This window comes from Streptomyces sp. NBC_01498, assembly GCF_036327775.1.
In the GTDB taxonomy this organism is placed as follows: domain Bacteria; phylum Actinomycetota; class Actinomycetes; order Streptomycetales; family Streptomycetaceae; genus Streptomyces.
On sequence record NZ_CP109598.1, the window covers coordinates 6,192,791 to 6,207,364 of the forward strand.

12 protein-coding genes and 5 tRNA genes are annotated in these 14,574 nt (G+C 74.4%); 11 read left to right on the top strand and 6 right to left on the bottom strand.

Annotation, left to right across the window (positions count from 1 at the left end; genetic code table 11):
• The first annotated feature begins 190 nt into the window (after positions 1-190).
• The 4 genes from cobT (at position 191) to OG875_RS26460 (ending at position 6,617) form a co-directional block, all read left to right on the top strand.
• Complete coding sequence (cobT, locus tag OG875_RS26445; RefSeq protein ID WP_330176734.1) at positions 191-3,733, top strand: nicotinate-nucleotide--dimethylbenzimidazole phosphoribosyltransferase; 3,543 nt, start codon at positions 191-193, stop codon at positions 3,731-3,733.
• A 118-nt stretch (positions 3,734-3,851) separates the two neighbouring features.
• Positions 3,852-4,256 carry a hypothetical protein gene (locus OG875_RS26450; protein WP_330176735.1) on the top strand — a complete coding sequence of 135 codons (405 nt, stop codon included), beginning with the start codon at positions 3,852-3,854 and terminating at the stop codon, positions 4,254-4,256.
• Positions 4,257-4,486: 230 nt separating this feature from the next.
• A complete protein-coding gene (gene cobA / locus OG875_RS26455) occupies positions 4,487-5,794 on the top strand; it encodes a uroporphyrinogen-III C-methyltransferase (RefSeq protein ID WP_330176736.1) in 1,308 nt (435 codons plus the stop codon).
• Positions 5,787-6,617, top strand: coding sequence for a TrmH family RNA methyltransferase (locus OG875_RS26460; protein WP_330176737.1), 831 nt, complete (start codon positions 5,787-5,789; stop codon positions 6,615-6,617). The genes cobA and OG875_RS26460 overlap by 8 nt, the downstream gene beginning before the upstream one ends.
• Before the next feature lie 6 nt (positions 6,618-6,623).
• On the opposite strand, the gene OG875_RS26465 is transcribed toward OG875_RS26460, so the two are convergent.
• A complete protein-coding gene (locus tag OG875_RS26465) occupies positions 6,624-7,937 on the bottom strand; it encodes a serine/threonine protein kinase (protein WP_330177917.1) in 1,314 nt (437 codons plus the stop codon).
• 199 nt (positions 7,938-8,136) lie between these two features.
• On the opposite strand from OG875_RS26465, the gene OG875_RS26470 reads away from it, so the two are divergent.
• From OG875_RS26470 to OG875_RS26485, 4 genes are all read left to right on the top strand, one after another.
• Positions 8,137-8,394 (top strand): hypothetical protein, encoded by a 258-nt coding sequence (locus OG875_RS26470; protein WP_330176738.1) that lies wholly within the window; start codon positions 8,137-8,139, stop codon positions 8,392-8,394.
• A gap of 188 nt (positions 8,395-8,582) precedes the next feature.
• Positions 8,583-8,789, top strand: a complete 207-nt coding sequence (locus OG875_RS26475; RefSeq protein ID WP_330176739.1) for a hypothetical protein — start codon at positions 8,583-8,585, stop codon at positions 8,787-8,789.
• Positions 8,790-9,817: 1,028 nt separating this feature from the next.
• Entirely contained in the window at positions 9,818-10,705 is an 888-nt protein-coding gene (locus OG875_RS26480; RefSeq protein ID WP_330176740.1) for a phosphotransferase family protein, read from the top strand.
• A gap of 65 nt (positions 10,706-10,770) precedes the next feature.
• A complete protein-coding gene (locus OG875_RS26485; protein ID WP_330176741.1) occupies positions 10,771-11,064 on the top strand; it encodes a TFIIB-type zinc ribbon-containing protein in 294 nt (97 codons plus the stop codon).
• A gap of 53 nt (positions 11,065-11,117) precedes the next feature.
• On the opposite strand, the gene OG875_RS26490 is transcribed toward OG875_RS26485, so the two are convergent.
• The 5 genes from OG875_RS26490 to OG875_RS26510 form a co-directional block, all read right to left on the bottom strand.
• Positions 11,118-11,189: transfer RNA gene (locus OG875_RS26490), tRNA-Val, on the bottom strand.
• Positions 11,190-11,247: 58 nt separating this feature from the next.
• A tRNA-Val gene (locus OG875_RS26495) sits at positions 11,248-11,319 on the bottom strand.
• A 19-nt stretch (positions 11,320-11,338) separates the two neighbouring features.
• Positions 11,339-11,410: transfer RNA gene (locus OG875_RS26500), tRNA-Val, on the bottom strand.
• Between the two features lies 1 nt (position 11,411).
• Positions 11,412-11,485 (bottom strand) — tRNA-Cys (locus tag OG875_RS26505).
• A 35-nt stretch (positions 11,486-11,520) separates the two neighbouring features.
• Positions 11,521-11,593 (bottom strand) — tRNA-Gly (locus tag OG875_RS26510).
• Between the two features lie 180 nt (positions 11,594-11,773).
• Between OG875_RS26510 and OG875_RS26515 the strand changes: the two genes are divergently transcribed.
• From OG875_RS26515 to OG875_RS26525, 3 genes are read left to right on the top strand one after another with little or no spacing between them, the layout of a single operon-like run.
• On the top strand, positions 11,774-12,829 hold the full coding sequence (locus OG875_RS26515; protein ID WP_330176742.1) for a chorismate-binding protein: 1,056 nt from the start codon (positions 11,774-11,776) through the stop codon (positions 12,827-12,829).
• Positions 12,830-13,651 (top strand): aminotransferase class IV, encoded by an 822-nt coding sequence (locus OG875_RS26520; RefSeq protein WP_330176743.1) that lies wholly within the window; start codon positions 12,830-12,832, stop codon positions 13,649-13,651.
• Positions 13,652-13,693: 42 nt separating this feature from the next.
• Positions 13,694-14,533, top strand: a complete 840-nt coding sequence (locus OG875_RS26525; RefSeq protein WP_330176744.1) for a GNAT family N-acetyltransferase — start codon at positions 13,694-13,696, stop codon at positions 14,531-14,533.
• Positions 14,534-14,574: the final 41 nt, after the last annotated feature.

Genomic DNA, 14,574 nt, shown 5'->3' on the forward strand with positions numbered 1-14,574 from the left:
GCCCACAGCACGCCGCCGCGGATCACCGCGTGTCGGTCACGAACGGCCGCGAGAATAGGTGAGGGTCGCGGTTCGTCTCGTGCCGCGCGGCGCCCCCGCTCGTTGACACTGACGGGCGCCGGACGCGCCGCCGCATCGGGCGCCCCGGTCGAAGGGCCGAAGGAGCACAACCAATGGGCGAGGGGTACGCATGACCGACACCGGCCAGGTCCTGGGCGAGGGACAGCCGGAGAACGCAGGCATGGTGGAGCAGCCGGGCGACCCCGCCGCCGGTTCCTACGCCTACCTGGGCCCCTCCGAGAGTGCTTCCGAGGACGACGACCTTCTCCTGATGCCGAGTTCGCAGGGCGCCTGGGGCGACCCGATGCCCGCGCCCCCGTCGGAGCCCTTCGCGCCGGTCGCGCACGCCGTGCCCGAGCCCGCGCACGCGGCGCAGATCCCCCACCAGCACCAGACGGTTCAGGGCGGGTACGCGCCGCAGCAGCCGCAGTCGCCGCTCGCGACGTACGCCGAGCCGGACCCGCACTATCAGGCGCGTCCCGAGGCGCCGGGCCCGACGGCGTACGAGGCGGAGCCGCAGTTCGCGCCCGCCGCTCCGGTGACCGAGGGCCTTCCGCACTACGAGGCGCCCGAGCCGAGCCACCCGGGGACCCACCCGGAGCAGGTTCCCGTACAGCACGTTCCCGTACAGCAGACCGAGTTCGTGGCGGCGCCCGAGACGTACGCGGCGGCGGAGGCTCCCGTGGAGCCCCCGGCCCCGGAGCAGGCCGTCGCGCAGTCCGCCCCCGAGCCCGCGCAGGAGGCCCTTCCCGACGCGCCGCAGGTGGTCGCCGAGGCTCCGGTGGAGCCCGTCCCGGTGGAGCCCGTTCCGCCGGAGGCGGCGGCGCCCGCACCCGAGCCGGGCGCGCCCGGGACCGGGTCCGTACGGGTCCCCACCGCCACGGCCACGCCGACGCCCCCGCCCTCGCGCAGGCCGCTCCATCTGGGCCCGCCGATGCCCGACTCGACGGGTGGAGTGGTGCGTTCGCTGGCCGACCGGGGCCCCACGCACACACCGCCCCACCCCATGCGGGTACGGCCGCAGGCGCCGCCGCCGGTCAGTGGCGCGCGGTATCTGGACGTCCCGGTCGAGGAGGCCGCCGCGCTGCCGGGGCCGCAGCTCGGAGCCATTCCGGTGCCCGGCGCGGACCCGTGGGTGTCCCTGCCGCCGCTGCCCGAGACACCGGTGGAGGCCCCGGCCGCCCCGGTGGCCGTGACGGCGGAGCTCGGGGCCGAGGCGTGGGCGGAGCCCGCACCGGAGGCGACGGTGGAGCAGGCCGCTCCCGGGGCACCCGAAGAAACGGTCGTCCCCGACCCCGACGTGGCGCCCCCGCCCGCCCCCGAGCCGGTGCTCCAGGTGGCCCCGGAGCCGGTGGCCGAGCCCGTCGCCCCGTCCCCCGAGCCCGCTCCGGAGCCGGTGGCCGAGGCGCCGGTCGCGGAGGAACCGGCCGTCGCGGAGGCGCCGTTGGCCGAGGAGCCCGTGGCGCAGCCCGGACCCGGATCCGTACCCGAGCCTGTCGTGGTGGACGAGGCACCCGTCGTCGAGCCGGCCGCGCCGGTCGAGGCGGAGGAGCAGCGCGAGCCGATAGCGCCGGCCCCCGCCGACCCGGCGACCGCGTCGGCCGACCCGTCGGCGACCGCCGAGTTCGAGCCGGAGCCCGCTGTCGCCGCACCCGCACCCGCACCCGCGCCGGAGCCGGAAGCAGCCCTTGCCGAGCCCGAGTTGGAACCCGAGCCCGAGTTCGAACCGGAGCCCGAGCCGGTCGCGGTGGTGGAGGAGCCCGTAGCGGCGCCCGAGCCCGAGCCCGCTCCGGCCGCCGCCGCCCAGCCGGTCGCCGAGACCGGCCCCGTCGCGGCCCCGGCCCCCGAGCCCGCCGCCGACATCGAGCCGGGACCCGGGACCGAGCCCCCGCTCACCGCCACCGACGTCCCCGCTGCCCCCGCCGTCGCCGTCGACGTGTCCCCGCCGGCCCCCGGCTACGACGACGCCGAGCGCGAGGCCGTCCTGCGCGTCATGCGCGAACGGCGCGACATCCGCAAGGGCTTCCGCTCCGACCCCGTCCCGCACGAGGTCCTGCTGCGCGTCCTCGAAGCCGCGCACACCGCGCCCAGCGTCGGCCACTCGCAGCCCTGGGACTTCGTCGTCATCCGTTCCGCCGAGACCCGGCAGACCATGCACGAACTGGCCCAGCGCCAGCGCGACGCCTACGCCAAGTCGCTCCCCAAGGGCCGGGCCAAGCAGTTCAAGGAACTGAAGATCGAGGCCATCCTCGACACCCCGGTGAACATCGTCGTCACCGCCGACCCCACCCGCGGCGGCCGGCACACCCTCGGCCGTCACACCCAGCCGCAGATGGCGCCGTACTCCTCCGCCCTCGCCGTCGAGAACCTGTGGCTCGCCGCCCGCGCCGAAGGACTCGGTGTCGGCTGGGTCAGCTTCTTCGACGAGCGCGAGATGGTCCGCGCGCTCGGCCTCCCCGAACACCTGGACGTGGTGGCGTACCTCTGCGTCGGCTACGTGGACGAGTTCCCGGAGGAGCCCGAACTCGCCCAGGCGGGCTGGTCCAAGCGCCGCCCGCTGTCCTGGGTCGTCCACGAGGAGACGTACGGCCGCCGGGCGCTGCCCGGTGAGGAGCCGCACGACCTGCTCAAGGAGACCATCGCCGGTATCCGCCCTCTCGACGCCAAGGCGCTCGGCGAGGCGTGGGAACGCCAGAAGCGGATGACCAAGCCCGCCGGGGCGCTCGGCATGCTGGAGATCATCTCCGCACAGCTCAGCGGCCTTTCCCGGATGTGCCCGCCGCCGATCCCGGAGCCCGCGGCCGTCGCGGTCTTCGCGGGCGACCACGGTGTGCACGCGCAGGGCGTCACCCACTGGCCCCAGGAGGTGACGGCGCAGATGGTCGCCAACTTCCTCTCCGGCGGCGCGGTCTGCAACGCCTTCGCCACCCAGGTCGGCGCCGAGGTCTGCGTCATCGACGTCGGCGTCGCGGGCGAACTGCCCGCCACCACCGGCCTGTTGCCCCGCAAGGTCCGCCCCGGCACGGCCGACTTCACCACCGGCCCCGCGCTCACCCGCGAAGAGGTGCTGGCCGCGATCGAGGTGGGCATCGAGACCGCCCGCGATCTGGTCGCGGCGGGCAACAAGGGCCTGCTCACCGGCGAGATGGGCATAGCGAACACCACCGCCTGCGCCGCGCTGATCTCGGTCTACACCGACCTGGACCCGGCGGAGGTCACCGGGCGCGGCACCGGCATCAACGACGAGACGCTCGCCCGCAAGGTCGATGTCGTCCGGCGCGGCCTCGAACTCCACCGCCCCGACCCCGCCGACCCCATCGGGGTCCTCGCGGCCTTCGGCGGCCTGGAGCAGGCGGCGCTCGTCGGATTCCTGCTGGGCGGCGCGTCGCTGCGGACACCGGTCGTCCTCGACGGTGTCAGCGCGGGCGCGGCGGCGCTCGTCGCCCGCGCCATCGCCCCCGAGGCACTGGCCGCCTGCATCGCCGGCCACCGCAGCGCCGAACCGGGTCATGTGGCGGCTCTGAACAAGCTGGGCCTGCGTCCCCTGATCGACCTGGACCTCAGGCTGGGCGAGGGCACGGGCGCCCTGCTGGCACTCCCGGTCATCCAGAGCGCGGCGCGGGCGATGCACGAGGTGGCGACGTTCGACTCGGCGGGAGTGACGGAGAAGTAGCCCCGGTGGCATGCGGGGTCGGGGCTTTCCCCGACCCCACCCGGTCCGGTCCTGTCCGCGACGGGGACCGGATACGCCGATCAGGAAGGCCCGGTGCGACGGGAGAGGACAACTGCCCATGCGGGAACGGCTCTACCCGGTGGACCCGAAGTCGGCCGACAGGGACGGGACGCCGCCTCCGTCGGAGAACCGCTGCCTGAAGCACGCCGAGACGCGACGCCCCCAGTTCTGGGGGCTCCGGGCGAAGCGTCACATCAAGGCTGGTGACCGGCTCTGGATCTACTTCAAGCTCCCCCTCGGACGCGTCGCGGCGATGGCCGACGTCGAGGACGAACCGTACGAGATCACGCACGATCCCGACGGGTTCCTGTGGGAGTTCCCCGCCCTGCTGAACCTCGACGCGACGCGTGCCCTGAACCGAGATCCCGTCCCGCTCCAGGACTTCGCCGACAAGCGGTTCCAAGGGGTTCACGGAGTCTCCGACGCGGACCTGGTGACCTTTCGCGGGCACGCGGGCATGTGACCGTCCGGGGGCGCGGGCCCGGTGACTCACGGCCCGCAGGAGGGGACACCGGGCGGGCCGCCGCCCGCGCCCCGTCCGCCCCCCGCGCGGCTCCTCGGCCGCCGAGGTCCCGGGAGACGCGCCCCGCCCTCCCACTAAACTGGGACCGCGCCCCACCAGCCCCTTCACCACCACGGATCCCGGCGTACATCCGCCCCGTCCGCACCTTCTCCAGAGGAGCCCGCACCGCCATGGCCGAGCATCCCGCCTACCCCGTCGGACTCCGTCTGGCCGGGCGGCGCGTCGTCGTCGTCGGCGGTGGCCAGGTCGCCCAGCGCCGGCTGCCGGCCCTCCTCGCGACCGGCGCCGACATCCTGCTCGTGTCGCCGTCCGCGACCCCCTCCGTCGAGGCCATGGCCGACGCCGGCGAACTGCGCTGGGAGCGCCGCCCGTACGCCGACGGCGACCTCCGCGACGCCTGGTACGTCCTGGTCGCCTCCAGTGACACCGACGCCAACACCCGCGCCTCCGCCGAGGCCGAACGCGACCGGACCTGGTGCGTCCGCAGCGACGACGCCGAGGCCGCCACCGCCTGGACCCCGGCCACCGGCCGCAGCGCGGGCGTCACCGTCGCGGTCCTCACCGGACGTGACCCCCGGCGTTCCGCCGGGGTGCGCGACGCCATCGTGGAGGGCCTGCGCGACGGCACCCTCGCCGCACCCCGCCACCGCACCCGGACCCCCGGCGTGGCCCTCGTCGGCGGCGGCCCCGGCGACCCGGAACTGATCACCGTGCGCGGCAGGCGCCTGCTCGCCGAGGCCGACGTCGTCATCGCCGACCGCCTCGGCCCCCGCGACCTCCTCGACGAACTCCCGCCGCACGTCGAGGTCATCGACGCCGCGAAGATCCCGTACGGCCGCTACATGGCCCAGGAGGCCATCAACCACGCGCTGATCGAGCACGCCAGGGCGGGCAAGGCCGTCGTACGGCTCAAGGGCGGCGACCCCTTCGTCTTCGGCCGGGGCATGGAGGAGGCCCAGGCCCTCGCGGAGGCGGGCATCGCCTGCACGGTCGTCCCCGGCATCTCCAGCTCCATCAGCGTCCCCGGCGCGGCGGGCATCCCCGTCACCCACCGGGGCGTGGCCCACGAGTTCACCGTGGTCAGCGGCCATGTCGCCCCCGACGACGCGCGCTCCCTGGTCGACTGGCCGGCCCTCGCCCGGCTGCGCGGCACGCTCGTCCTGCTCATGGCCGTCGACAAGATCGGGGCCATTGCCCGTACCCTCGTCGACCACGGCAAACCGCCCTCGACGCCCGTGGCTCTCGTCCAGGAAGGCACCACGGCCGCCCAGCGCCGGGTCGACGCGACCCTCGCCACGGCCGCCGACGCCGTCCGGGAACACGACGTACGCCCCCCGGCCGTGATCGTCATCGGCGACGTGGTCGCGATCGGCACCCCGGCATCCAGCCACGGCAACGGCACCGGCGCCGACCCCAAGCCCGCCTCCGACGAAGGCGACGCCTCCGCCGACGACAGCACCGGTGGCGACCGTGGCTGAGATCGTCCCCGTCGAAGCGGCCCCGGACGGCTCCGCCGACCCCCGCCTCGCCGACTACACCGACCTCACCGACGTCGAACTCCGCCGCCGGCGTGAACCCGCCGAGGGCCTGTTCATCGCCGAGGGCGAGAAGGTCGTACGCCGCGCACTGGCGGCCGGTTACGCGATGCGGTCCATGCTCCTGACACCCAAGTGGACCGACGTCATGCGCGACGTCATCGAGGAGACCTCCGCCCCCGTCTACCAGGTCGCCCCGGACCTGGCCGAACGCGTCACCGGCTACCACGTCCACCGCGGCGCGCTCGCCGCCATGCACCGCCGGCCCCTGCCGCCGCCCGCCGACCTGCTCCGTACCGCGCACCGCGTCGCCGTCTTCGAGGACATGGTCGACCACGCCAACCTCGGCGCCGCCTTCCGCAACGCCGCCGCCCTCGGCGTGGACGCCGTCCTCCTCACCCCCCGCTGCGCCGACCCGCTCTACCGCCGCGCGGTGAAGGTCTCGATGGGCGCCGTGCTCCAGGTCCCCTGGACCCGGCTGGAGTCCTGGCCGCAGGACACCCGACTGCTCCGGGAGGCGGGCTTCGTCACCGCGGCGCTCTGCCTGGACGAGAAGTCGATCACCGTCGACGCGCTCGCCGCGCGGCGCGACGACCGGCTAGCGCTCCTCTTCGGCACCGAGGGCGACGGACTGACCCCCGGCGCACTCGCCGCCGCCGACCTGCGGGTGAGCATCCCCATGGACGCCGGGGTGGACTCCCTCAACGTCGCCGCCACCTCCGCCGTCGTCTTCTACATGACGCGGGCGGCCCGGCTCCGGGACTGACCCCGGCTACAGCTGCTGCGCCGCCGCGATCCCCAGCGCCACCACCAGCGTCACCACCACGAAGACGATCAGCCGCTGACGCAGCAGCCGGGGATTGGCCGGCCTGCGCCCGCCACGCGCGCCGGACGCCGTACGCGCCCCGGGCCTGCTGCCCTGCTGCCGGGAGCCGGTACGCGAACCGGTCCCCGAGGAGCCGTCACGCGGCCTCGGCGGACGCCCGCCACCCGTACGCGGCGCCGTCCCGCGCGGCCCGCGCGCCCGGGAGTCGTACCCGTCGGCCGTGCGCCCCTGGCCCTTACCCTGGCCCTGGCCCTGCGTGGAGCGTTCCGACCGCTCCGACCGCTCCGACCGTTCCGCGCGCTCCTGCCGCTCGATCCGCTCCGACCGCTCCGTCCGCTGCGGCATCCGCGCCGTACGCTCCGGGATCCGGCCCGTCGGCACGTCCTGCCCGATCCGCTCCCGCTGCGCGGGCGCCTGCCCGTCCGACAGCCCCTGCGCCTCCCGCGCCGCGATCTCCTTGAGACGCATCGACAGCTGGAGCGTGCTCGGCCGCTCCTCCGGGTCCTTCGCCAGACAGGCCCGCACCAGCGGCGCCAGCGCGTCCGGCACCCCGTACAGCTGCGCCTCCTCGTGCACCACCCGGTAGAGCATGACCTCCGAACTGCCGTGCCCGAAGGGGGAGTCGGCCGTCGCGGCGTACGCCAGCGTGGCGCCGAGCGCGAACACGTCGGTCGCCGGGGTCACCGCGGCGCCGCGCACCTGCTCGGGCGCCAGGAAGCCCGGCGACCCCACGGCCGTACCGACATGGGTGAGGGTGCTGGCGCCCGTCGCCCACGCGATGCCGAAGTCGATGATGCGCGGGCCCTTGGGGGAGAGAAGGATGTTCGACGGCTTCAGGTCCCGGTGGACGACCCCGGCCTCGTGCACGGCCAGCAGCCCCTCGGAGAGCGCCGCCCCGACCGAGGCGACCTCGGCGGCGCACAGCGGTCCGTCCTCGGCGACCTTGTCGTGCAGCGAGGGCCCCGGAACGTACTGCGTCGCGAACCACGGCCGGTCCGCGTCGAGATCGGCGGCCACCAGCCGGGCCGTGCACCCCCCGCGGATCCGGCGGGCCGCCGACACCTCGCGGGCGAACCGGGAGCGGAACTCCTGGTCCTCGGCGAGATCGGGCCTGATCACCTTGAGCGCGACCCGCTGGCCGCGCCGGTCGGACCCCAGATAGACAACACCCATGCCGCCCTGGCCCAGCCGCCGGTGAAGCCTGAACGAACCGACGACACGCGGGTCCTCGCGCCGGAGCCGCATCATCGCCATGTCCATCCCCGCTGCCCGGTCGTCCGTGTGACGTGGCACAGCTTACGTACCCGCGCCCCGGGGCGCTCATAGGCCGCGCCCTCTCGCACGGATCGATTGTCAGTGCCGGGTGCGAAACTTGAGGGGTGGTCAGGGGACCGCGGATCCAGGGTCCCCGGGCCCGTGCGAGATCTCAATGGTCGGTCGCAGAAGGGGGATTGGATCAATGAAGGGTGACCGCGTGGAGATAGTGGTGGACGCGGGTGACACGACGCGTACGTACGAAGTCGTGGCAAGTCGGGCAGGCCGCCGGGTGGAGACGGCGGTGCGCCGAGGAGTGGTCGAAGTGAGTGAAGTCACCCGCAACGGCTCGGTGGTGCGTACGGCGCGCTTCATGGCCACGCGGGTGCTGGCCCTGGTCGAACAACCGGTACCCAGGGAGGACCTGTCCGAGCGTCCCCTCCGGGATGACCCCAAGTCCTAGCGGCCTCTCTCCACCCAGGGGAGTACACGACGGGTGCGCCGCTCATCCTCCGGGAGGCCCGCCAATCGGTACGCGGGCATGACGACCCGGGCGCCGCGGCTCCCTAATGTTGTGTTCAAGCGGCGGGCGCGGTACTCGTCCCCCGAGGCTGGACGCCCGCCGCCGCCGGACACGACAGGAGAAGGACCATGGCCGACACGGCATCGCGGGCGATGATCCGAGCACGCGGACGCAGGGCGTTCGACGCGTTCGGCGGGCGGAGTTCGGGGCCGCGTCATCCGCTGGTGGCGACGGCCATGGTCCTCCCTCTCGCGGCCCTGCTGGTGGTCGCCTTCGGCGGCTGGGAAGCAGTGGTCACCCAGGCGTCGTCCGTGGGCGTGATGCTGGGGCGCTGAGCTGCGCCCCAGGTTCGGGAGAGCGGCCCGAACCGCAGACATCCGGCCAACAACCCCGTGGGGACGGGGGTGCGGCGGACGGCAGCGTTTGGCCGGTCAGCTGGGGAGCTGACCGGCCATCGCGCTGCCCGGACCCGCTCCGGGCTCCGGCCCGCCGGACCCGGCCTTGTCCGGCCCGGAGCCCCGGGCGATCGGATTCGAGCGGGTCCCCCTTGTCGTCCGGGTACGCGCGTCCGTCGATCCGCCACTGCCCGACCACCCCGCCGCCCGCACGACCCCGGTCCCGCCCACCGTGCGGACAGCGCTACGTTGAGGGCCAGGACCACACCGCACCGGGGGCCACCGCCGTGACCACATCCACCACCGACCCGTCCGCCCCGGGTCCGTACGGCACCGACCGGCTCGCGACCGGTCCGTCCTTCATTGACCGGCCCGCCTCCGACCCGCCGGGCCCGGACCGGTGCGCCACCGATTCATCTGGCACGGACTTGTCCGCCACCGACCCGCCGGAACCGGAGCGCCCTGCCCCGGTCCGGCTCGCCACGGGTCAGTCGGCCTCCGACCGGTCCGGCACGGACCCGTCCGGCAGCGACGCGCCCGGCACCGCCCCGTCAGCCGCTGAACGGTGCGCCCCGGACCCCTCCGCCCCGGACCGGCCCGCCACGGACCCCTCCGCCTCCGATCCGGTCGGCACGGGAGTGTCAGTCCCGGACCTACCGGCTCCGGGCCGGTCGGCCACCGACCGGCTCTCGACCGATCCGTCCGCCCCGAACCCGCCGACCCCGGACCGGACGGTCCCGGATCCGCCGACCCCGGACCGGACGGTCCCGAACCCGCCGACCCCGGACCGGACGGTCCCGGATCCGTCCGGTCCGGACCTTCCGGCTCCAACCCGGCCCGCCCGCGCCCCTTCCTCCTCCGACCCGGCCGTCGTACGCGCCCTCGCCGCCGTCGCCCGACGCGCCGCCCACCCCGGTACGGATCTCCCGCCTGCCGGTTCCCCGGCCGCGTCCCCGGGGTCCTGCCCGGTGTGCGGTGACCCGGAGGCCGTGCTGGCCGACCGGCCCGACGGGGTCGTCGTACGGCACGGGGCCGCCGTCGCCAAGGCGCACGCGCCCGGCACCGATCCGGTCGGTCACCGGGCCCGGCTGGACGTCGCCGCGCACTCCCTGCTCGCGGGCATCCTGCTGGCGCCCCTCCCGGCGGCCGACCTGCCGCACCTCGCGGGCCGGCCCGTCACCGTCTGGCCCCACGGCACCCCCGTCGACCCCGACCGCCCCGACGACGCCCCCTGGGAGGCGGCGGCGACCCTGCTGGCCCGGCTGCACGCCGTACCGCTCCCCGCCCTCGGCCCGCCCGCCCCGCCGCCCATGCGCGGCCCCCTCAAGGCCGCCCGCGCCCTCGCCCGGATGCGGGCCGTCGGCCACCACCCGGCCGCCGCCCCGATCGAACGCGCCTGGGCGGGGCTGCCCGCCTGGGCCAGGGGCGAGACACCCGCACCCGGGGGCGGGCGGCTCTGCCACGGGGACCTGCACCTCGGGCAGCTCGTACGGCACCCCGCGCCGGACGGCCCCTGGCTGCTGATCGACATCGACGACCTCGGACTCGGCTACCCCGCCTGGGACTTGGCCCGCCCCGCCGCCTGGTACGCCGCCGGACTTCTGGCCCCCGACGAGTGGGAACGTTTCCTGGGCGCCTACCGGGCGGCGGGCGGTCCCGCCGTACCGGCCGGCGGCGACCCCTGGCCCCGGCTCGACGCCGCCGCCCGCGCCCTCACCGTCCAGACCGCCGCCCTGGCCGTCGCCAAGGCCGCCGAGCAGGGCCGCGACCTGGACGAGGTAGAGCGGACCATGATCGACAGCTGTGCCCGTATCGCCACACTCATAACGGAGTTGACGGCCGGACCTCCGTCGTAAGGTGAACCGACCGCCGCCGGAATTGTGCCGGTGGTGCCGACGAACCCCGAGGAGTGAACCGACCCATGCAGTGCCCCAAGTGTCATGCGCCGATGCACACGTACAACCGCAACGGTGTCCAGATAGAGCAGTGCAGCGGCTGCCGCGGGATCTTCCTCGACTACGGCGAGCTGGAGTCCCTCACGCGTCTGGAGTCCCAGTGGGGCCAGCAGGCCCCGCCGCCCCCGGCCCCCGGCGGCTACCCCGCCCAGGGCGCTCCCGGCCACGGGGCGCCCGCCTGGGGCGCGCCGCACGGCGGCGGCCACCACGGCGGTCACCACCGCCAGGGCGGCTTCGGCCGGATGCTCTTCTCGTCCTGACCGGCCCGCGCACGACGAAGCCCCCGGCCGGAAAGGCCGGGGGCTTCGGACTGTGCGCGATACTGGGATTGAACCAGTGACCTCTTCCGTGTCAGGGAAGCGCTCTCCCGCTGAGCTAATCGCGCGGGGTGGTCCCGCGTGCGGCGCCTGCTGTGCCGACGTACTGCTGCCCGCTGTACTGCGTGCGCGATACTGGGATTGAACCAGTGACCTCTTCCGTGTCAGGGAAGCGCTCTCCCGCTGAGCTAATCGCGCGGGAATCCAAAGGATCCAGTGGACGATACTGGGATTGAACCAGTGACCTCTTCCGTGTCAGGGAAGCGCTCTCCCGCTGAGCTAATCGTCCTTGGAGGTGGAGACGGGATTTGAACCCGTGTAGACGGCTTTGCAGGCCGTTGCCTCGCCTCTCGGCCACTCCACCAGGAGTGCGGGGGCCGGGACTGAACCCCCAACTCGAGCGGACGACCAGGTTCGAACTGGCGACCTCAACCTTGGCAAGGTTGCGCTCTACCAACTGAGCTACGTCCGCGTGCCGTTTCCCGGTCCCTCATGCGCGGCCCGGCGACGTGGTGAACTCTAGCGGATTACGGGGCGAGTACAAAAACGCGTTTGTGCAGCGTGCTGCCGTGCGTTCACACTGCGGCACGTTCACCCGCGCCACCACGACGTGTTCGCGGTGCCCCGGGCGCGCGGTCCTAGACTCTCCGGCGTGCACCACCTTCCTCCGCTGGCCCGCTTCGGCGGTCTCGTCGCCACCGATCTGCGTGATGTCACCGGCGACCCCGCAGCACTGGACTCGGCCGGCTTCTGGGCCGTCGCCAGGGACTTCGAAGGGCGCCTCACCTGCGCCCGGTTCGGCGACGTACGCCGCGAACCCGTGCCCGCGCCCGTCCCCGGGCGGTGGCGGGGCCCCGCGGCGGGCGACTGGACGTCGTCGCTGGACCGGGACGCGTACGTCTCCGGCGTACGGCGGGTACGCGACCACATCGCGGCCGGTGAGGTCTACCAGGCCAACCTCTGCCGCGTCCTGACCGCGCCGCTGCCCGGCCCCGGCCCGGCCGACGTCGACGCCCTCACCGCCCTGCTGGCACGCGGCAACCCGGCCCCGTACGCGGGCACCGTCCGGCTGCCCGCCCACGGGGTGGAGATCGCGACCGCCTCGCCCGAGCTGTATCTGCGCCGGGCCGGGCGCACCGTGGAGTCGGGGCCCATCAAGGGCACCGGCCGCACCGCCGCCGATCTGCTGGAGAAGGACCACGCCGAGAACGTGATGATCGTGGACCTCGTCCGCAACGACCTCGGCCGGGTCTGCGCCACCGGATCGGTGACCGTGCCCGCCCTCTGTGCCGTCGAACCCCACCCCGGACTCGTGCATCTCGTCTCCCGGGTACGCGGCGAACTCGCCGACGGGGCGGGCTGGCCGGAGCTGCTGGCCGCCACCTTCCCGCCCGGCTCGGTCACCGGCGCGCCGAAATCCAGCGCGCTGCGTGTCATCGGCGAGCTGGAGACCGCGCCGCGCGGGCCGTACTGCGGTGCCGTCGGCTGGGTGGACGCCGACCGGGGCACGGCCGAACTGGCCGTCGGGATAAGGACGTTCTGGATCGAACGCGACCCGCCGCAGGTGCCCGTCCTGCGGTTCGGCACCGGTGCGGGGATCACCTGGGGCTCCGACCCCGAACGGGAGTGGCAGGAGACCGAGCTCAAGGCGTCACGCCTGCTGGCGGTAGCGTCGGGAGTGCACGAGGCGACGGGAAGGACCGGTTAGATGATGATCTGGGTCAACGGCGGACTGCGGGCGGCCGACACCGCGCGGGTGTCCGTGCTCGACCACGGGCTGACGGTGGGCGACGGAATCTTCGAGACGGTGAAGTCCGTCCGGGGCCGGACCTTCGCCCTCACCCGGCACCTGGACCGGCTGACCCGCTCCGCCCGGGGTCTCGGGCTGCCCGACCCCGACCACGACGAGGTGCGCGCCGCGTGCGCCGCCGTCCTGGACGCCAACCCCGTGGAGCTGGGCCGGCTGCGGATCACGTACACCGGCGGGCTCTCCCCGCTCGGCTCCGAGCGGGGAGACGACGGTCCGACGCTGGTCGTCGCCGTCGGTGAGGCGTCGCCCCGCCCCGACACCACGGCGGTGATCACCGTCCCCTGGACCCGCAACGAACGCGGCGCCCTGACCGGTCTCAAGACCACGTCGTACGGGGAGAACGTCGTCGCCCTCGCCCGGGCCCACGAACAGGCCGCGTCCGAGGCGCTGTTCGCCAACACCGTGGGGGACCTGTGCGAGGGCACCGGCTCCAACGTCTTCGTCGTCCTGGACGGTGAACTGCACACCCCGCCCCTCTCCTCGGGCTGTCTGGCCGGTATCACCCGGGCCCTGACCGTGGAGTGGACCGGCGCCCGGGAGACCCGGCTGCCGTTCGACGTGCTCGACCGGGCCGAGGAGGTCTTCGTGACGTCGTCGCTGCGTGACGTGCAGGCGGTCCACCGGGTGGACGGCCGGTCGCTGCCCGGCGCCCCCGGTCCGGTGACGGCCAAGGCCATGCGCGTCTTCGACGAGCGCGCGGCCGGGGACCTCGATCCGTAAAACCTGATGCCGAGTGGGCCCGGGGTGGGTACAACTCCCCTGATGACCACGACCCTGCGGCCGACCGGGCCGCTTCAGCAGACCGACGACGGCCTGAGATCACGCGGCTACGACGTGTGCGACAACAGCCGCCCCGTGGGCGTGATCGACCTCGCCATGGACGGCGCGTTCGGCACACCCGCGGGCGTGCTGCGCCGGCTGCGGATCGACGAGGCGCACCGGCGGCGCGGCCGGGGCACGATCGCCGTCCTGGCCGCCGAGGAGGTCCTGCGCGGCTGGGGCTGCGGCCAGGTGATCGCGTCCGTCCCCGCCGAGTCCACGGGCGCCCTGCCGCTGCTGGAGTCCCTGGGCCACACCGAGCGCAGCAGGAACATGCTCAAGGACCTCGACCGGGAACCTCCGGCGCTGCCGCTCGGACTCGTCGGCAGACCGATGGACGAGGCGGAGTACGAGAGCTGGCAGGAGTCGTCGCTCGACGGGTTCCGGCAGAGCTGGATCGACCGGGGACTGCCCCCGGAACAGGCCCGCGCCAAGGCCGAGTCCAGCCGCGACGAGAACCTGCCGCAGGGGCTCGCCACCCCCGGCACCGCGATCCATGTCCTGGTCGACGACGGAACGCCGGTCGGTCATGTGTGGGTGGGCAGCCGGGAGGTCAGCCCCGGTGTCGTGGGCGCCTTCGTGTACGACGTACGGGTCGCGGACGGCCTGCGCGGCAAGGGCTACGGCCGCGCGCTGATGCGCCACGCCGAACGGATCGCCCATGTCACGGGCTCCGGCGTGCTCGGCCTGCACGTCTTCGCCGGGAACACCCCGGCGATCGGCCTCTACGAGTCCCTGGGGTACGTGACGACCCACCGCAACGTCTTCAAACCGCTGATCTGAGTACGGGCCGGGCACCGGCCCGGGACAACCGGCGTGGTGCC